Origin of the sequence: Streptomyces sp. NPDC049040, assembly GCF_043197715.1 — a bacterium.
GTDB lineage: Bacteria > Actinomycetota > Actinomycetes > Streptomycetales > Streptomycetaceae > Actinacidiphila.
In genome coordinates, this window is record NZ_JBICTO010000007.1 from 219,419 (window position 1) to 235,659 (window position 16,241).

The following is a 16,241-nucleotide window of genomic DNA, read 5'->3' on the forward strand; positions in this document are numbered from 1 at the left end:
CGGCCGGTCCGCGGCGGGTCAGGCGTCCCGGAGCGTGCGCAGGGCGGCCGCGAAGCCGGCGGTCCCGGGGCCGAGCGCCGCGAAGAAGGCGGCGTCGCAGGCCTCCACGGCCCCCACCGCGCGGTTGGCGAGGTCGCGGCCCTCCGCGGTGGGGGACAGGGCCCGGGCCCTGGCGTCGTGGGGGTGCGGGTGGCGGGTGAGCAGGTCGCGGGCCTCAAGGGCGCGCAGCACCTGCGAGGTCATCATCGGGTCGGTGGCCGCGTGGTCGGCGAGCCGGCGCTGGGTGACGGGGGCGTCCTCCGCCTGGAGGTAGGTCAGCGAGGCGAGCAGCACGAACTGCACGTGGGTGAGCCCGTAGGGCTTGAGGGCCGCGCGCTGTGCGGCCTGCCAGCGGTTGGTGACCTGCCAGAGCAGCAGGCCGGGGCTCTCCTCCGCGGAGCCGAAGCCGGTGGCCAGCGGGGAGGAGGTCACGCCGCGGCCTCCGCGACGTCGCGCAGCCGGTCGAGGTCGGTCTGGAGGCTGCCGGCGATGCCCTTGCCGAGTGCCAGGTTCCACAGCCGGGCGAGCGGGCCGCCGAGCGTGGCGGTGACGTCCACCCGGGTGGACCCCTCGGGGGTGGCGGAGACCAGGTGGCGGAAGGTCAGCCGGGCGCCGACCAGCTTCGAGACGTCGGTGAACTCCTCGCCGTGGACCAGCGCGGACACCACGAAGGGCACCTTCGGCCCGCCCCTGGGCTTGAGGACGCCGGTGGCGCCCTCGGTGAAGGGCCCGTCGAGCCGCACCCACGCGGTGTCGGCATTCCACTCGGGCCAGGTCGCCATGTCCGCCCAGCGGGCGAAGAAGGCGGCGGGGGCGGCGGACGAGGTGATGTGGGCCGTTCCGAGAGTCATCATGCTTTTAGTATGCGCGCTTACTATCGGGCCGTCAAGGGCAACCATGACCCACGCCTGAGACACTGACCTGGATGAACGACATGACGAGCGGGCGCGGCTGGGCGCACATCGACCTGGGCGCACTGCGGGCGAACGTCGCGGCCCTGCGGGCGAAGGCCCCCGGCGCGGCCTTCATGGCGGTCGTGAAGGCCGACGCGTACGGCCACGGCATGGTCCCCTGCGCGCGGGCCGCGCTGGAGGCGGGTGCCACCTGGCTGGGCGCGGCCACCCCGGAAGAAGCCCTGGCGCTGCGCGCGGCCGGTGTCGGCGGCCGGGTGCTGTGCTGGCTGTGGACGCCGGGCGGCCCCTGGCGCGACTGCGTCGAGGCCGATGTCGACGTGACCGTCAGCGCGCACTGGGCGCTGGACGAGGCGGTGGCGGCGGCGCGGGCCGCGGGCCGCACCGCCCGCGTACAGCTCAAGATCGACGCGGGCCTCGGCCGCAACGGCGCGCAGCCCGCAGAATGGCCCGCGCTGACCGCGGCGGCGAGGGCGGCGGAGAAAGCCGGGCTGATCCGGGTCACCGGGGTGTGGGCGCACTTCTCCTGCGCCGACGAGCCGGGGCACCCCTCGATCGAGCGCGAACTCGGCGTCTTCCGCACCGCGTTGGAGCAGGCAGCGGACGCCGGCCTCGACCCGGAGGTGCGGCACATCGCCAACTCGCCCGGCACCCTGACGCTGCCCGAGTCGCACTTCGACCTGGTGCGGCCGGGCGTGGCCATGTACGGCATCTCCCCGGTGCCGCAGGTCGGCGGGCCCGCGGACTTCGGGCTGCGCCCGGTGATGACGCTCGCCGCCCGGCTGGCCTCGGTCAAGTCGGTGCCCGGCGGCCACGGTGTCAGCTACGGCCACCGCTATGTGACGCCGGGTCCGACGACGCTTGCACTGGTCCCGCTGGGGTACGGAGACGGTGTGCCGCGGCATGCGTCCGGCGTGGGACCGGTCCTGGTGGCCGGGAAATGGCGGACGGTGGCGGGACGGGTGGCGATGGACCAGTTCGTGGTGGACCTCGGCGGCGACGCCGCGTCCGCCGGTGACGAGGTGCTGCTGTTCGGCCCCGGCGACCGGGGCGAGCCGACCGCGGAGGACTGGGCGCGGGCGTGCGGCACCATCGCGTACGAGATCGTCACGCGGATCGGCGGCCGGGTGCCGCGGGTCTACGGGGAGAGTGGCTGAGCAGGTGGGAGACGGGGTGAAGTGGGAGCGGGCCGGCCTGGTCGGCGCCGCGATCGGCGTGGTGGCCGCGGGCGCCGCCGCCGGGGTGGCGATCGAGCGGGTCACCGTCGGCAGGGGCGTGCGCCGCAAGGCGCAGCTGGCGCTGGACGCCACCGGCCCCTACGGCAGCCTGCGCGGCACCGCGGGCACCGCGACCGCGGAGGACGGCACCGAGCTCTACTACGAGACCGAGGACGCGGCCGCCCCCGAGCCGCCCGAGCCGTCCCGCAGGGGCTGGCTGCGCGGCCGCAGGGGCGGCGCGTCGGCGCCGCTGCCGCTCACCGTGGTCTTCTCCCATGGCTACTGCCTCAACCAGGACTCCTGGCACTTCCAGCGGGCCGCCCTGCGCGGCGCCGTCCGCGCGGTCTACTGGGACCAGCGCAGCCACGGCCGCAGCGGGCGCGGCCACGACCAGGCCGCGGGCGGCCCCGCGACCATCGACCAGCTCGGCCGCGACCTGAAGGCCGTCCTGGACGCGGCGGTGCCCGAGGGCCCCGTGGTGCTGGTCGGTCACTCGATGGGCGGCATGACCGTGATGGCCTTCGCCGACCAGTACCCGGACTACGTACACGAGCGCGTCGCAGGAGTCGGCTTCATCTCCACCTCGTCGGGCAAGCTCGCCGCGGTCACCCTCGGGCTGCCCGCGGTCGGGGCGCGGGCCTTCCGCGCGGTCGCGCCGGGGCTGCTGAAGATCATGGGCAGCCAGGCCGACCTGGTGGAGCGGGCCCGGCGGGCCACCGCCGAGCTCTTCGCCGGGATCATCAAGCGCTATTCGTTCGGCTCCGACGTGGACCCGGCGGTCGGGCGGTTCGCCGAGCGGCTGATCGAGTCGACGCCGATCGACGTGGTCGCCGAGTTCTACCCGGCCTTCACCGAGCACGAGAAGGGCGACGCGCTCGCCGTGCTCGACGGGCTGCCGGGGCTGGTGATGGCCGGGGACAAGGACCTGCTGACGCCCAGCGCGCACAGCACCGAGATCGCCGAGAAGCTGCCGGACGCCGAGCTGGTCATCGTGCCGGGCGCCGGGCACCTGGTGATATTCGAACGGCCGGGGCTGGTCAACTCCGCCCTCGCGCTGCTCATCTCGCACGCCGCTGACTCCGTGCAGGCGCCGGTCGCCGACGGCCTGCGCGAGCTGGCGACCGCGGGCGAGGCGTGACCGGCCGTGCGGGCCGGGCGCGGGCGCCCCGCGGTGCGTGACGCGTAGGCTTCGCGGTCATGGGCACACCGCACGAACCGTACCCCGCGGGCACGCAGGACCGGCTCCCCCCCGCCGTCCGGATCACCGTACGCACCGCAGAGCGCATGCGTGACCTGGGGCGCCGCCTCGCCGCGCTGCTCGCCCCAGGCGACCTGGTCCTGCTCAACGGCGAACTGGGCGCGGGCAAGACCACCCTGACCCGGGGTCTGGGGGAGGGCCTTGGCGTACGCGGCGCCGTCACCTCGCCGACCTTCGTCATCGCCCGCGTCCACCCCTCGCTGACCGGCGGCCCCGCCCTGGTGCACGTGGACGCCTACCGGCTCGGCGGCGGCCTCGACGAGATGGAGGACCTGGACCTCGACGTGTCGCTGCCGGAGTCGGTGGTGGTCGTCGAGTGGGGCGAGGGCAAGGTCGAGGAGCTCTCGGAGGCCCGCCTCCAGGTCGTCATCGAGCGCACGGTGGGCTCCACGCCCGACGCCGACGACGACGCCCGCGTGGTGACCGTGAGCGGTGTCGGCCCCCGCTGGGCCGCCACCGACCTGGCGGCGCTCGAAGTCTGAGCGCCGGGCCTCCCGGAGCGGGCGCGGCATGAACCGACAGGCTGTCGGGAAGATGTTGCGCAGGGACCGGCACCCGTGGTGTCCTGGTCCCCGGGAGCCCGCTTAGGGCTGCCTAACTTCCACCGCTCGGGGAGGCACCATGTCGGCCCACGACCATCCGCAGCCCCCGCCCGTCCCCACCTTCAGCGACCTGCTGGCCGCCGCCGAGGCGGCCCGCCGGATCTCCACGCCGCCGCCCGCCACGCCTCGCCCCGACGTCCCCGACGAGGACGCGGCATAGCCCGAACGGGTGAAATGCGACGGGCGCGGCAAGATGCCGCGCCCGCATGCCCGCCCCGCCGCAGCGGGCGACCTGCCGTCAGGGCATCACGTCGATGGCGCTGCCGGACGTCGCGAACTGCCACATGGCCGCGGTGTCGGCCCGGGTGGCCCGGATCGCCGCGTTCTTCGTCGCCGGGTCCGGCTTGGTCAGCGAACCGTCGACGGCCGCGCTGAAGCCCACGTGGACACCGCGGGTCGTCGCGAACAGCGCGATGTGCTCGACCTGCTTGCCGTCACCGCCGGTGCCGGTCGCCCGCCGGGAGAAGACGTAGTGCAGCCCCTTGGACGGCGCCAGGTTGCCCGCGACCACCGGATACGTGCGGATCACCTTGTTGCCGCCGTCCACCAGCCACACGCGCTTGGCGGAGATGCTGTAGACGACGCGCTTCCCGATGCCCGAGTGCAGCGGCAGCGGGTACGTCTTCGGGGTCGGCTTGGCCGGCACGGACTTCTTCGGCGGAGGCGCGGAATGCGCCGCCGCGGGGCTCTTCGGTGCCGAGCCCGACGCCTGCACGGCCAGGACCGCGATCACCGCTATGGCCCCCGCGGTCAATCCCGAGACAAGGGTGCCGGCCTTGATTGCCACGGGTGTCCTCCGGTCGGGTCTGCGCGCTCGCTCCCCGTTGACGGTAGCAGCCACGGCGACCGCCGCCGCGGGTGTGCGGACGCTGCCCGTACCCTGGGGGCGTGCTGCTGCTTGCCTTCGACACCGCCACGCCCGCCGTCACCGCCGCCCTGCACGACGGGGAGCGGGTGCTCGCCGAATCCACGGTGATCGACGCGCGCAGGCACGGCGAACTCCTGGTGCCCGCCGTCGACCGGGTGCTGGCCGCCGCGGGCCGCGCGCTCGCCGACGTCACCGGCATCGTCGTCGGCGTCGGACCCGGCCCCTACACCGGGCTGCGGGTCGGCCTGGTCACCGCCGCGTCCTTCGGCGACGCCCTCGACATCCCCGTCCACGGCCTGTGCACCCTCGACGGCCTCGCCTGGGCCGCCGGCGAGGCAGGGCTCGACGGGCCGTTCACGGTGACCACCGACGCGCGCCGCAAAGAGGTCTACTGGGCCCGCTACGACGCCCCCGGCCGCCGCGTGACCCAAGCCGCGGTCGACCGGCCCGCCGACCTGCCGCAGGAGGTAAGGGCGCTGCCCGCCGTCGGCCCCGGCGCCGCGCTCTACCCCGAGGCCTTCCCCGACCGCCGCCCCGACCCCGCCCACCAGTCCGCCGGCTCGCTCGCCGCGCTCGCCGCCCACCGGCTGGCCGCGGGCGAGGACTTCGCGCCCGCGCTGCCGCTCTACCTGCGCCGCCCCGACGCCCAGGTCCCCGCCGGCTACAAGGCGGTCCTGCCGAAGTGAACGACCTGCGCGACGGGACAGACGTCGTTCTGCGCGACATGCGCTGGTGGGACCTGGACCGGGTCATCGCACTCGAACACGACCTCTTCCCCGACGACGCCTGGTCCCGCGGCATGTTCTGGTCCGAACTCGCCGACACCAGGCACCCGGCCGCGAGCCGCACGTACATCGTCGCCGAGACGCCCGACGGCCGCGTCGTCGGCTACGCGGGACTCGCCGCCACCGCGGGCACCGGCGACGTGCAGACCATCGCCGCCGCCCGCGACCACTGGGGCACCGGGCTCGGCGCCCGGCTGCTCACCGCCCTGCTGCGGGCCGCGACCGCCGCGGAGTGCGACGAGGTGCTGCTCGAAGTGCGGGTCGACAACATCCGCGCCCAGCGGCTCTACCTGCGCTTCGGCTTCGAGCCGATCGACATCCGCAAGGGCTACTACCAGCCGGGGAACGTCAACGCGCTCGTCATGCGCCGCGCCGACCCGGCACAGAACCTGGCTGAGGAATTCCATGCCTGACGAACCCCTGGTGCTCGGCATCGAGACCTCCTGCGACGAGACCGGCGTCGGCATCGTCCGCGGGCACACCCTGCTCGCCGACGCCGTCGCCTCCAGCGTCGACGAACACGCCCGCTACGGCGGCGTCGTCCCCGAGGTCGCCAGCCGCGCCCACCTGGAGGCGATGGTCCCCACCATCAGGCGCGCCCTGAAACAAGCCGGGGTGAGCGCCCGCGACCTCGACGGCATCGCCGTGACCGCGGGCCCCGGCCTGGCAGGCGCGCTGCTCGTCGGGGTGTCCGCCGCCAAGGCCTACGCCTACGCGCTGGGCAAGCCGCTCTACGGCGTCAACCACCTCGCCTCGCACATCTGCGTCGACCAGCTCGAACACGGCGCCCTGCCCGAGCCGACGATGGCGCTGCTGGTCTCCGGCGGCCACTCCTCGCTGCTGCTCGCCCCCGACATCACCGGCGACGTGCGCCCGCTCGGCGCCACCATCGACGACGCGGCAGGCGAGGCCTTCGACAAGGTCGCCCGGGTGCTCGGCCTCGGCTTCCCCGGCGGCCCCGCCATCGACCGGCACGCCCGCGACGGCGACCCGGCCGCCATCGCCTTCCCGCGCGGCCTGACCGGCGGCCGCGACCCCGTCTACGACTTCTCCTTCTCCGGCCTCAAGACCGCCGTCGCCCGCTGGGTCGAAGCCCGCCGCAGGGACGGCCAGGACGTGCCGATCGCCGACGTGGCCGCGTCCTTCCAGGAAGCGGTCGTCGACGTGCTCACCCGCAAGGCACTCAAGGCCTGCAAGGACAACGGCGTCGACCACCTGATGATCGGCGGCGGAGTCGCCGCCAACTCCCGGCTGCGCTCGCTGGCCCTGGAACGCTGCGCCGACGCCGGAATCCGGCTGCGCGTGCCGCGGCCCGGCCTGTGCACCGACAACGGCGCGATGGTGGCCGCGCTCGGCGCCGAGATGGTGGCCAGGAACCGGCCCTCCTCCACCTTCGACCTCCCCGCCGACTCCTCGCTGCCGGTGACGGAGGTGTCCGTGCCCGGCCACACCCACGAGCAGGCGCACACCCACGACCACATGCACCAGGCGAGCAAGGACAACCTCTACGGATGACCGTCACCCTCATGTGGGAGGCCGCCGCCGCCCCCGGCCGCGGCGCCGAACTCCTCGACTGGGCACGGCAGGCCGCCACCGCACTGCCCGGCGGCTTCCTGCGGCGCGAATTCCTCACCGCGCCCGGCGACCGCGTCCTCGTACTCACCTGGTGGGACGCCGAACCCGGCGCCGAACTCCCCGAACTCCCCGACCCGGCCGCCGGCCTCGTACGGCGCCAGGTGCACCGCTGGCGGTTCACCTCGGTGGCAGTGGAACCCGCGGGCTGAAAAACCCCTCGTCCAAGGTGAGCGCGCGGCCGACGCCCCAGTCCGCGGTCGCGCGCTCCCTCCTTGACGTAGCAGCACCGACGTAGGGTCCCTCCCCGATGCGCGCACCACGCGGGAAAACCGCTGTCCTCCTGCTCCTGGGCCTGCTGTTCACCGCGGGCTGCTCCGCCGGCACCCCCACCGGCTCCCCCGCCCCCGGCGAGTCCACGACGGCTTCCACGACACCCGCACACACCCCCACGGCGACACCGACGGACGACCGCGCCGCCGCCTTCCGCAAATGGGGCATCCCGCTGCTCCCGCCGCCGCCCGCCCCGCCCGCCGTCAAACCCATACGCACCGGCGACGGGCGAATACCGGTGGTCAGTGACATACCGACCGACCGGAAGATCGTCTTCCTCACCTTCGACGACGGGGCCGAGAAGGACCCCAAGTTCGTCGAGATGATGCGGGACCTCAAGATCCCCTTCACGATGTTCCTCACCGACGACATCATCAAGAACGACTACGGCTTCTTCCGGCCGCTCCAGGCCATGGGCAACTCGATAGAGAACCACACGCTCAGCCACCCTGACCTGCACGGGCGGACACAAGCCCAGCAGAAGCACGAAATCTGCTTCCAGCAGCAGAAGCTCACACAGGAATACGGGAAGGCTCCCGGGCTCTTCCGGCCGCCCTACGGCAACTACAACTCCGACACCCGGGCCGCCGTGAAATCCTGCGGCGGGCTGCGGGCCATGATTCTCTGGCGCGAATCGATGCAGATCAAGAAGGTGCAATTCCAGCGGCCCGACAAGAAATTCCATCCCGGGGACATCATTCTGGCCCACTTTCGAGGGCCCTCGCAGCTCAAGGGCGAGACGATGACCGTGATGACGGCCAATTTGCTGCGACAAGTCGCGTCCCAGGGTTTCACCCTGGCCCGCCTCGAGGACTACATCTGACCGGCCCCCGCTCCCCTTCGGCAAGAAGGTGCCACCCAGGGGCGCGGGCAACCGGCCACCGGCGGGTGGTCCGGATCGGACCGATCAGCCCCTTTGGGTCGGTGACGACCCGCGCCCCGGTGGGGGGCATGTGGCTCCGTTCTCCCCCAGGGCTTCGCCTGGGGGTGCCCCCACGCGCCCCTGGGGTGGCGCGGTTGGTCGCCACGTGACGGTGGGTGGGGGGCTTGTGGCGCAGTTCCTCGCGCCCCTGGGGGGTGCTCCTTGCGGGAGAGGGCAACCATCAGGGGCGCGGGGAACTGCGCGGGCAACCGGCCACCGGGCGGGTGGTCCGTGTGCGACAGCAACAGCCCCTTTGGGCCGGTGACGACCCGCGCCCCCGGTGGGGGCTTGTCGCGCCGTTCCCCGCGCCCCTGGGGTGGTGCGGTCCGTCCCCACACGACGGCCGTACGCGGCTGGCCGCTCCGTTGTCCACCAGGGCTTCGCCTGGGGGTGCCCCCACGCGCCCCTGGGGTGGTGGCGGTTCGTCGTACCACGACGGCCGTGGGGGGCTTGTCGCGCAGTTCCTCGCGCCCCTTGGGGGTGCTCCTTGCGGGAGAGGGCAACCATCAGGGGCGCGGGGAACTGCGCGGGTAACCGGCCACCGGCCGGTGGTCCGGATCGGACCGATCAGCCCCTTTGGGGCGGTGGCGACCCGCGCGCCGGTGGGGCTAGGCAGGGGCCGGGGAGGCCAGGAGCATGGTGGGGGCGCCGGATACGCGGGTCAGGAAGACGGTGGCGGAGTGCGGCCCCGGGGGCCGCACCCGGCGGCGGAGGTCTTCCGGATCCACCGCAGACCCCCGCTTCTTGACGGTCAGGACGCCGACCCCCCGCTCCCGCACCAGCGCCTTGAGCCGCTTCAGCCCGAACGGCAGCACATCGGTGACCTCGTACGCGGTGGCGTACGGCGTCGGCCGCAACCCGTCGGCGGTGATGTACGCGATCGTCGGGTCGATCAGCCCGCCGTCGATCTCCTCGGCGACCTCGGCCACGAGATGCGCCCGGATGACGGCGCCGTCGGGCTCGTACAGGTAGCGCCCGACCGGCCGCACCGGGGGGTCCGGCAGGCCGCGTCCGACGATCGTGGCGCCGGAGGGCAGCAGCGTCGCGCGGCGGCCGCCCGGCCGTACCCGGTCGCCGCGGCCGTCGAACCACAGCACGGCCTCCTTCACGTCACCGCCGTCGGAGATCCACTCGGCTTCCGCGGCCGGCGGCACGGCTTCGTGCGGGATGCCGGGGGCGACCTTCACCGCTCCGGGTGAACCCGGGGCCGCGGCGGCCTGCGCCCAGGACAGCGGCGGCGAGTAGGCCTCGGGGTCGAACACCCGGCCCCTCGCGGTGCGCCGCGCCGGGTCGACGAAGACCCCGTCGAGACCGCCGGTGCCGGCGTCCGCCACGTCGGCGCACACCACGTCGAGGCGGTCGGCGAGGCCGAGCGCGGCGGCGTTCGCGGCGACGACGGCGCAGGTCAGCGGGTCGCGGTCGACGGCTCGCACGGACAGGCCGGCCCGCAGCATGGCGATGACGTCGCCGCCGACGCCGCAGCACAGGTCGGCCACGCCTTCCGGCCGGAAGGAGGCGAAGCGCCGCGCCCGGTGCGTGGCCACGGACGAACGGGTGGACTGTTCGAGTCCGTGCGGCGTGAAGTACATCCGGTGCGCGTCGTCCGCGCCGAACTTGGCGACGGCCCGCTGCCGCAGCCGCGCCTGGCCGAGTGCGGCGGCGACGAGCCCTGCGTCGTGCGTACGCCGCAGCCTGGTGGCGACGGCCAGGTCGTCCACGGGGTCGTGCTCGCGCAGCCCTGCCAGCAGTTCCTGACCCTCTGCGGTCAGCAGCCCTTCGAGATCCTCAGCCTTCACCCGGCTCATTGTGCCGGTGCGGGCGTCCCCCGAGGTCCCCGGCGAGGTCCCGGCGGGCGTCCCGGCGACGGCGCGCGGCTGGCACTCCGCTTGACCGAGTGCTAAAGGCGTCCTAGTCTCACTTCTGGCACTCGGCCCCGCTGAGTGCCAGACAAACAGCGACGGGCAGGTCCGGCACCCGCGACGACGGGCCTACCAGGTCGCCGACCCAGACAGACACTCCCGTGAGCCCTTTGAAGGGGGAGGTCGGATCGTGACGACCGCCAGCACCAAGGTTGCCATCAAGCCGCTTGAGGACCGCATTGTGGTCCAGCCGCTCGACGCCGAGCAGACCACGGCCTCGGGCCTGGTCATTCCGGACACCGCCAAGGAGAAGCCCCAGGAGGGCGTCGTCCTGGCCGTGGGCCCGGGCCGCTTCGAGGACGGCACCCGGCTGCCGCTCGACGTCGCCGTCGGCGACGTCGTGCTGTACAGCAAGTACGGCGGCACCGAGGTGAAGTACAACGGCGAGGAGTACCTCGTCCTCTCGGCCCGCGACGTTCTCGCGATCGTCGAGAAGTAGTTCCCCCGGCTGCTGCAGCCGTGATCCCGCCCCGGGAGTCCGTGTCCTTGAGGCCGGGTCCCCGGGGCGGTTTCTTTCACCGTCCTTACCGTCCGTGACGACGTGATTAGACGAGTAGACGAGGTAGTTCGCAGGCATGGCCAAGATTCTTAAGTTCGACGAGGACGCCCGTCGCGCCCTGGAGCGCGGCGTCAACAAGCTCGCCGACACCGTGAAGGTGACGATCGGCCCCAAGGGCCGCAACGTCGTCATCGACAAGAAGTTCGGTGCGCCGACCATCACCAACGACGGTGTGACCATCGCGCGTGAGGTCGAGCTGGAGGACCCGTACGAGAACCTGGGCGCCCAGCTCGTCAAGGAGGTGGCGACCAAGACCAACGACATCGCGGGTGACGGCACCACCACCGCGACGGTGCTCGCCCAGGCGCTGGTCCGCGAGGGCCTGCGGAACGTGGCGGCCGGTGCGTCCCCCGCCTCGCTCAAGAAGGGCATCGACGCGGCCGTCAAGGCGGTCTCCGAGGAGCTGCTGGCCACCGCGCGCGCCATCGAGGGCAAGGAGGACATCGCGGCCGTCGCCGCGCTGTCCGCGCAGGACAAGCAGGTCGGCGAGCTGATCGCCGAGGCCATGGACAAGGTCGGCAAGGACGGTGTGATCACCGTCGAGGAGTCCAACACCTTCGGCCTGGACCTGGAGTTCACCGAGGGCATGGCCTTCGACAAGGGCTACCTGTCGCCGTACTTCGTGACGGACCAGGAGCGTATGGAGGCCGTCCTCGACGACCCGTACGTGCTCATCCACCAGGGCAAGATCTCGTCGATCCAGGACCTGCTGCCGCTGCTCGAGAAGATCATCCAGGCGGGTGGCTCCAAGCCGCTGCTGATCATCGCCGAGGACGTCGAGGGCGAGGCGCTGTCCACCCTGGTCGTCAACAAGATCCGCGGCACGTTCAACGCCGTCGCGGTCAAGGCGCCCGGCTTCGGTGACCGCCGCAAGGCCATGCTTGGCGACATCGCCACCCTCACGGGTGCGACCGTCATCGCGGAGGAGGTCGGCCTCAAGCTGGACCAGGCCGGTCTCGACCTGCTGGGCACCACCCGCCGCGCCACCATCACCAAGGACGAGACCACTCTCGTCGACGGTGCGGGCGACAAGGCCGAGATCGAGGGCCGCGTCAACCAGATCAAGGCGGAGATCGGCACCACCGACTCCGACTGGGACCGCGAGAAGCTGCAGGAGCGGCTGGCCAAGCTGGCCGGCGGCGTCTGCGTCATCCGGGTCGGCGCCGCCACCGAGGTGGAGCTCAAGGAGAAGAAGCACCGCCTCGAGGACGCGATCTCCGCGACCCGCGCCGCCGTCGAGGAGGGCATCGTCTCCGGCGGTGGCTCCGCCCTCGTCCACGCGGTGAAGGTCCTCGGCGACAACCTGGGCAAGCAGGGCGACGAGGCCACCGGTGTGGCCGTCGTCCGCCGCGCCGCCGTCGAGCCGCTGCGCTGGATCGCCGAGAACGCCGGCCTCGAGGGCTACGTCATCACCTCGAAGGTCGCCGAGCTCGAGAAGGGCCACGGCTTCAACGCGGCCACCGGCGAGTACGGCGACCTGGTCAAGGCCGGTGTCATCGACCCGGTCAAGGTCACCCGCTCCGCCCTGGAGAACGCGGCGTCCATCGCCTCGCTCCTGCTGACCACCGAGACGCTGGTCGTGGAGAAGAAGGAAGAGGAGCCGGAGGCCGCCGGCGGCGGTCACGGCCACTCGCACTGACCTCGCCTTTTCCCGGCCGACGCCCGCCACCCCGCTCAGGGGCGGCGGGCGTCGGCCGTGCCGCGGGGATGGCCTTCGGGCTCAGACCTTGGGGTCGTACTTGCGGCCCGCGCCCGACGAGAGGGCGCCGAAGAGGCGGGACGGGACGTGGCGGGCGAGGCTGACCGCCGCCTTGTAGCGGGCGTCCGGCACGCTCACCACCTTTCCCCTGGCCAGGTCGCGCAGGCTCGCGGACACGACCTTGTCCGCGTCGAGCCACGCCCAGCGGGGCAGCCGCGCCGGGTCCATGCCGGCCCGCTCGTGGAATTCGGTGCGGACGAATCCCGGGCACAGGACGAGGAAGCGGATGCCGGACCCGCGCAGGTCGAGGGCGGCGCCCTCGGTGAAGCGGACGACCCACGCCTTGCTCGCCGCGTAGGTGCCGCGCGGCATGAACGCGGCGACCGACGCCACGTTGACGATCGAGCCGCGGCCCCGCTGCCGCATGCCGTCGGCGGCCGCCGCGGTCAGCCGCAGCACCGCCTCGCAGTGCAGGGTGAGCATGCGCAGCTCGTCGGTCATGGGCGCCTGGAGGAAGCGGCCGCGGTTGCCGAATCCGGCGTTGTTGACCAGGACGTCGACCGGTGGCATGGCGGTGTCCCGCAGCCTGCCCTCGACCGCGGAGATGCCGCCGTCGCTGGCGAGGTCGGCCTGGAGCACCTCGACGCCGACGCCGTGGCGCTTGCGCAGCTCGGCCGCGGACTCGTCGAGCCGCACGCCGTCCCTGGCGACGAGGACCAGATCGTGCCCGTCGGCCGCCAGCCGCCGCGCGAACGCCGCGCCGATACCCGCCGTCGCACCCGTGATGAGGGAAGTCGTCATACCGGCAGGGTAGGCGCAGCGCCGCTCAGCGCCGGGTGCGCGCCAGCCGTTCCCTGATCTGGCGCAGATCCTCCGCGGGCAGCGCGTCGGCTTCCAGCAGCCTGGGCAGCAGGTCCGGTTCCGTGGTCAACGCCCGGAAGGAGAGCTCCACGGTCACCTGGTGCGCCGGCCGGTGGACGACCTCGACGGTGTCGCCCTCGCTCAGCTCGCCGGGTTCGACCACCCGCAGATACGGGCCGGGCAGCGCGCGTTCGGTGAAGCGCTTGATCCAGCCGCGCTCGTCCAGCCAGCCGGCGAAGGTCGCGCACGGGATGCGCGGGCAGGACACCTCCAGCAGCGGCCCGTCCGCGCCGACCTGCCACCGCTCGCCGATCAGCGCGGCGTTGACGTCGTAGCCGGTGGTCGTCAGGTTCTCGCCGAAGGAGCCGTTGCCGAAGCTGCGCTCCAGCTCGCGCTCCCAGCGGTCGAGGTCCTCACGGGCGTAGGCGTAGACCGCCTGGTCGTCGCCGCCGTGGTTCTTGATGTCGTAGACGCGGTCGCCGGCCAGTCCGACGGCACCTGTGCCCTTCGGCCCGGGTGCCCGCACCGCGACCGGGCCCTTGACCGGCAGCTTGTCGATGCCGGTGGCGGCCAGCCGCTTCCACGGATTGGGCATCGGGCGGCCCACGTTGACGCTGAGCAGCTTCATCGTCCCTCTTCCTGGGCTTCCGGGTCAGGGGCCGTGATCAGGTACGGGGTGGTCACGCTCAGCGCCGTGAAGCCGAGCCGCGCCAGGATAGGGCGGCTGTCCTCCGACGCGTCGACCTGGAGGTAGCGGTACCCGTGTGCGGCGGCGATACGCGCCCGGTGCGCGATGAGTGCGCGGTAGATGCCCCTGCCGCGCCACTGCTCGACGGTGCCGCCGCCCCACAGGCCCGCGAAGTCCGTCCCCGGGACGAGTTCCATCCGTGCCGCGCACACCGGCAGTTCGCCCGCCATCGCCAGCACGATGGTCACGGTGTCGGGGCTCCGGGTGATCTGGTCGAGCATCCTGGCACGCAGCCGCTGCGCGTCGGCGCCGAACGCCTGCTCGTGCACCGCGGCGGCCATGTCGACCCCGGCGGCGTCCTTGACCGGCTCCAGCCGTACGCCGTCGGGCAGCGCCGCGTCACGGGTGAGGGCTGTGACCTCGTCGACCTCGGCGACCATGAGGGTCTCCGGCGGCTCGGGCGTGAAGCCCGCCGCGCGCAGCCGGTCGCCCAGGTCGGCGGGGCGGTCGTGGGAGTACGTCTTCCACTCGAATTCGCGGCCTGCGGCTTCCGGGGTGCGCAGCCAGCGCAGCTGCGCCTCGACGGCGGCGTCCGCGGTGTCCGCGTCGAGGTCGGACCAGAGGATGCCGCACCACTCGTGGACTCCGGCGCCCACCTGGCGCACCACCCCGGCGCCGCGGTCGACCCGGGTGCCGGGGGTCTCGGGGGGAGCGTCGCGGCGGAGCTGGGCGTCGAAGAGCGCGAGGGCTTCTGCGGGGTTCATCCGGGCATTGCACCACCACACCGCGGCAGGTCCAACCGGTTTACCCGGCCGCCGGGGCTCAGCCGGCCGCCGCGAGCGCGAGGTCCACGTCCGCAGGGGTGTTGTAGAAGTGCGGCGCGAAGCGCAGGTTTCCGGCTCGGGCGGAGAAGGCCACACCTGCCTCGGTGAGGCGCTGGTGGACGGCCTGCGGGACAGCGGGGACGGCGACGATCGCGGAGCGGCCGGGGACCGGGTCGTAGCCGAGGGCGGTGAAGCCGTCGCGGAGCCGGTCGGCGAGTGCGAGGTCGTGGGCGTGGATGGCGGGCACGCCGATCTCCTCGATGAGCGAGAGCGACGCGGCGGCTCCGACGTAGGCCAGGTAGGCGGGCCGGGCGTCGAAGCGCCGGGCGCCGGGCGCCAGCTCGGCGACGGGGCCGTAGCAGGACGCCCAGGGGTCGTCGGCGCCGTACCAGCCGGTGAAGGCGGGGGAGAGGGTGGACTCCGCGCCGGGGCGGATGGTCAGGAAGCAGGCTCCGTGCGGGCTGACCAGCCACTTGTAGCCGTGGCAGACCACGTAGTCGTAGTCGCCGGCGTCGATCGGGAGCCAGCCGATGGCCTGGGTCGCGTCGAGCAGGGTGCGGGCGCCGTGCGCCGCTGCCGCGGCACGGATCGCGGCGAGGTCGGCGACGCGGCCGTCGGCTGACTGCGCGGCGCTGACGGCGACCAGCGCGGTGCCGGGGCGTACGGCGTCGGCGAGGTCCTGGAGCGGGACGAGCCGCAGCCGCAGGTCGGTGCGGGCGGCGAAGGGGTGCACCAGGGAGCTGAAGTCCTCCTGGTAGGCGACGACTTCGGCGCCCGGCGGGAGGGCGGCGGCGATCAGGCCGACGCCGCCCGCGACGGTTCCTGCCAGGGCGACCTGGGACAGCGGCACACCGGTGATGCGGGCGAGGGCGGCGCGGGCGTCGGCGACCGCGACCTCGTAGCCGCCGGTGTCGGGCCGGCCCGCCGCCCACGAGTCGAGGGCGCCGCGCAGGGCGGTGACGGTGCGGGCCGGGGCGAGTGCGTGGGTGGCGGCGTTGAGGTATCCGGCCGGCAGGCCGGGGTATTCGGCGGCGCACAGGTCGGCGAGGGCGGGGCTGAGGGCGGTGGTCGCACGGGCCGCGGGGGCGTGGGCTGCTGATGCGTGGGCGCTCATGAATGCCAGCCTGGACCGGGGGCAGGGCAAAGTCCATCGCTGATTTATGGGGTGGATACCTAAGCAATGC

General features: G+C 73.4%; 19 protein-coding genes. 11 read left to right on the forward strand and 8 right to left on the reverse strand.

All coding sequences use genetic code 11. The features are described 5' to 3' along the window. Positions 1 to 18 precede the first annotated feature (18 nt). Complete coding sequence (locus tag ACGFMP_RS20500; protein WP_393674104.1) at positions 19 to 471, reverse strand: MarR family winged helix-turn-helix transcriptional regulator; 453 nt, start codon at positions 469 to 471, stop codon at positions 19 to 21. Beyond that, positions 468 to 893 (reverse strand): SRPBCC family protein, encoded by a 426-nt coding sequence (locus ACGFMP_RS20505; protein WP_393674106.1) that lies wholly within the window; start codon positions 891 to 893, stop codon positions 468 to 470. The genes ACGFMP_RS20500 and ACGFMP_RS20505 overlap by 4 nt, the downstream gene beginning before the upstream one ends. A 71-nt stretch (positions 894 to 964) precedes the next feature. Between ACGFMP_RS20505 and alr the strand changes: the two genes are divergently transcribed. The 4 genes from alr to ACGFMP_RS20525 all read left to right on the forward strand — a co-directional run bounded on the left by alr (position 965) and on the right by ACGFMP_RS20525 (position 4,187). After that, entirely contained in the window at positions 965 to 2,107 is a 1,143-nt protein-coding gene (gene alr / locus ACGFMP_RS20510; protein WP_393674108.1) for an alanine racemase, read from the forward strand. After that, on the forward strand, positions 2,100 to 3,305 hold the full coding sequence (locus ACGFMP_RS20515) for an alpha/beta fold hydrolase (protein ID WP_393674110.1): 1,206 nt from the start codon (positions 2,100 to 2,102) through the stop codon (positions 3,303 to 3,305). Before alr ends, ACGFMP_RS20515 begins: the two co-directional genes overlap by 8 nt. Positions 3,306 to 3,364: 59 nt before the next feature. Further along, on the forward strand, positions 3,365 to 3,907 hold the full coding sequence (gene tsaE / locus ACGFMP_RS20520) for a tRNA (adenosine(37)-N6)-threonylcarbamoyltransferase complex ATPase subunit type 1 TsaE (RefSeq protein WP_393674112.1): 543 nt from the start codon (positions 3,365 to 3,367) through the stop codon (positions 3,905 to 3,907). A 139-nt stretch (positions 3,908 to 4,046) separates the two neighbouring features. Then, positions 4,047 to 4,187, forward strand: a complete 141-nt coding sequence (locus ACGFMP_RS20525; protein WP_393674114.1) for a hypothetical protein — start codon at positions 4,047 to 4,049, stop codon at positions 4,185 to 4,187. A gap of 78 nt (positions 4,188 to 4,265) precedes the next feature. Here ACGFMP_RS20525 and ACGFMP_RS20530 read toward each other — a convergent pair whose 3' ends face one another. After that, positions 4,266 to 4,814 (reverse strand): hypothetical protein, encoded by a 549-nt coding sequence (locus ACGFMP_RS20530; protein ID WP_393674116.1) that lies wholly within the window; start codon positions 4,812 to 4,814, stop codon positions 4,266 to 4,268. Between the two features lie 101 nt (positions 4,815 to 4,915). Between ACGFMP_RS20530 and tsaB the strand changes: the two genes are divergently transcribed. The 5 genes from tsaB (at position 4,916) to ACGFMP_RS20555 (ending at position 8,408) form a co-directional block, all read left to right on the forward strand. Beyond that, positions 4,916 to 5,581, forward strand: a complete 666-nt coding sequence (tsaB, locus tag ACGFMP_RS20535; protein ID WP_393674118.1) for a tRNA (adenosine(37)-N6)-threonylcarbamoyltransferase complex dimerization subunit type 1 TsaB — start codon at positions 4,916 to 4,918, stop codon at positions 5,579 to 5,581. A 38-nt stretch (positions 5,582 to 5,619) separates the two neighbouring features. Then, positions 5,620 to 6,093, forward strand: coding sequence for a ribosomal protein S18-alanine N-acetyltransferase (gene rimI, locus ACGFMP_RS20540; RefSeq protein ID WP_393674298.1), 474 nt, complete (start codon positions 5,620 to 5,622; stop codon positions 6,091 to 6,093). Further along, positions 6,086 to 7,195, forward strand: coding sequence for a tRNA (adenosine(37)-N6)-threonylcarbamoyltransferase complex transferase subunit TsaD (tsaD, locus tag ACGFMP_RS20545; protein WP_393674120.1), 1,110 nt, complete (start codon positions 6,086 to 6,088; stop codon positions 7,193 to 7,195). The genes rimI and tsaD overlap by 8 nt, the downstream gene beginning before the upstream one ends. Continuing rightward, positions 7,192 to 7,464, forward strand: a complete 273-nt coding sequence (locus tag ACGFMP_RS20550) for a hypothetical protein (RefSeq protein WP_393674122.1) — start codon at positions 7,192 to 7,194, stop codon at positions 7,462 to 7,464. Before tsaD ends, ACGFMP_RS20550 begins: the two co-directional genes overlap by 4 nt. Positions 7,465 to 7,562: 98 nt before the next feature. Further along, positions 7,563 to 8,408 carry a polysaccharide deacetylase family protein gene (locus ACGFMP_RS20555; protein ID WP_393674123.1) on the forward strand — a complete coding sequence of 282 codons (846 nt, stop codon included), beginning with the start codon at positions 7,563 to 7,565 and terminating at the stop codon, positions 8,406 to 8,408. A 707-nt stretch (positions 8,409 to 9,115) separates the two neighbouring features. Here the strand turns inward: ACGFMP_RS20555 and ACGFMP_RS20560 are convergent. Next, positions 9,116 to 10,312 (reverse strand): SAM-dependent methyltransferase, encoded by a 1,197-nt coding sequence (locus tag ACGFMP_RS20560; protein WP_393674125.1) that lies wholly within the window; start codon positions 10,310 to 10,312, stop codon positions 9,116 to 9,118. Between the two features lie 244 nt (positions 10,313 to 10,556). On the opposite strand from ACGFMP_RS20560, the gene groES reads away from it, so the two are divergent. Continuing rightward, complete coding sequence (groES, locus tag ACGFMP_RS20565) at positions 10,557 to 10,865, forward strand: co-chaperone GroES (protein ID WP_393674126.1); 309 nt, start codon at positions 10,557 to 10,559, stop codon at positions 10,863 to 10,865. A 136-nt stretch (positions 10,866 to 11,001) separates the two neighbouring features. Then, positions 11,002 to 12,624 (forward strand): chaperonin GroEL, encoded by a 1,623-nt coding sequence (groL, locus tag ACGFMP_RS20570; RefSeq protein WP_393674128.1) that lies wholly within the window; start codon positions 11,002 to 11,004, stop codon positions 12,622 to 12,624. Between the two features lie 81 nt (positions 12,625 to 12,705). Here the strand turns inward: groL and ACGFMP_RS20575 are convergent, their stop codons facing one another. From ACGFMP_RS20575 to ACGFMP_RS20590, 4 genes are read right to left on the reverse strand one after another with little or no spacing between them, the layout of a single operon-like run. After that, positions 12,706 to 13,485, reverse strand: coding sequence for an SDR family NAD(P)-dependent oxidoreductase (locus ACGFMP_RS20575; protein WP_393674130.1), 780 nt, complete (start codon positions 13,483 to 13,485; stop codon positions 12,706 to 12,708). Positions 13,486 to 13,510: 25 nt separating this feature from the next. Further along, positions 13,511 to 14,173, reverse strand: coding sequence for an MOSC domain-containing protein (locus tag ACGFMP_RS20580; protein ID WP_393674132.1), 663 nt, complete (start codon positions 14,171 to 14,173; stop codon positions 13,511 to 13,513). Beyond that, positions 14,170 to 14,997 carry a GNAT family N-acetyltransferase gene (locus ACGFMP_RS20585; protein WP_393674134.1) on the reverse strand — a complete coding sequence of 276 codons (828 nt, stop codon included), beginning with the start codon at positions 14,995 to 14,997 and terminating at the stop codon, positions 14,170 to 14,172. The genes ACGFMP_RS20580 and ACGFMP_RS20585 overlap by 4 nt, the downstream gene beginning before the upstream one ends. Positions 14,998 to 15,055: 58 nt before the next feature. Then, positions 15,056 to 16,171 carry an aminotransferase class V-fold PLP-dependent enzyme gene (locus tag ACGFMP_RS20590; protein WP_393674136.1) on the reverse strand — a complete coding sequence of 372 codons (1,116 nt, stop codon included), beginning with the start codon at positions 16,169 to 16,171 and terminating at the stop codon, positions 15,056 to 15,058. Positions 16,172 to 16,241 lie beyond the last annotated feature (70 nt).

Excerpts from the sequence above, each read along its gene's own strand:
- alr (WP_393674108.1), top strand. The coding sequence starts at position 965 with ATGAACGACATGACGAGCGGGCGCGGCTGGGCGCACATCGACCTGGGC.
- tsaE (WP_393674112.1), top strand. The coding sequence starts at position 3,365 with ATGGGCACACCGCACGAACCGTACCCCGCGGGCACGCAGGACCGGCTC.
- tsaD (WP_393674120.1), top strand. The coding sequence starts at position 6,086 with ATGCCTGACGAACCCCTGGTGCTCGGCATCGAGACCTCCTGCGACGAG.
- ACGFMP_RS20550 (WP_393674122.1), top strand. The coding sequence starts at position 7,192 with ATGACCGTCACCCTCATGTGGGAGGCCGCCGCCGCCCCCGGCCGCGGC.
- ACGFMP_RS20505 (WP_393674106.1), bottom strand. The coding sequence starts at position 893 with ATGATGACTCTCGGAACGGCCCACATCACCTCGTCCGCCGCCCCCGCC.
- ACGFMP_RS20575 (WP_393674130.1), bottom strand. The coding sequence starts at position 13,485 with ATGACGACTTCCCTCATCACGGGTGCGACGGCGGGTATCGGCGCGGCG.
- ACGFMP_RS20525 (WP_393674114.1), top strand. The coding sequence starts at position 4,047 with ATGTCGGCCCACGACCATCCGCAGCCCCCGCCCGTCCCCACCTTCAGC.
- ACGFMP_RS20580 (WP_393674132.1), bottom strand. The coding sequence starts at position 14,173 with ATGAAGCTGCTCAGCGTCAACGTGGGCCGCCCGATGCCCAATCCGTGG.
- ACGFMP_RS20585 (WP_393674134.1), bottom strand. The coding sequence starts at position 14,997 with ATGAACCCCGCAGAAGCCCTCGCGCTCTTCGACGCCCAGCTCCGCCGC.
- rimI (WP_393674298.1), top strand. The coding sequence starts at position 5,620 with ATGCGCTGGTGGGACCTGGACCGGGTCATCGCACTCGAACACGACCTC.
- ACGFMP_RS20560 (WP_393674125.1), bottom strand. The coding sequence starts at position 10,312 with ATGAGCCGGGTGAAGGCTGAGGATCTCGAAGGGCTGCTGACCGCAGAG.
- groL (WP_393674128.1), top strand. The coding sequence starts at position 11,002 with ATGGCCAAGATTCTTAAGTTCGACGAGGACGCCCGTCGCGCCCTGGAG.
- ACGFMP_RS20590 (WP_393674136.1), bottom strand. The coding sequence starts at position 16,171 with ATGAGCGCCCACGCATCAGCAGCCCACGCCCCCGCGGCCCGTGCGACC.
- ACGFMP_RS20555 (WP_393674123.1), top strand. The coding sequence starts at position 7,563 with ATGCGCGCACCACGCGGGAAAACCGCTGTCCTCCTGCTCCTGGGCCTG.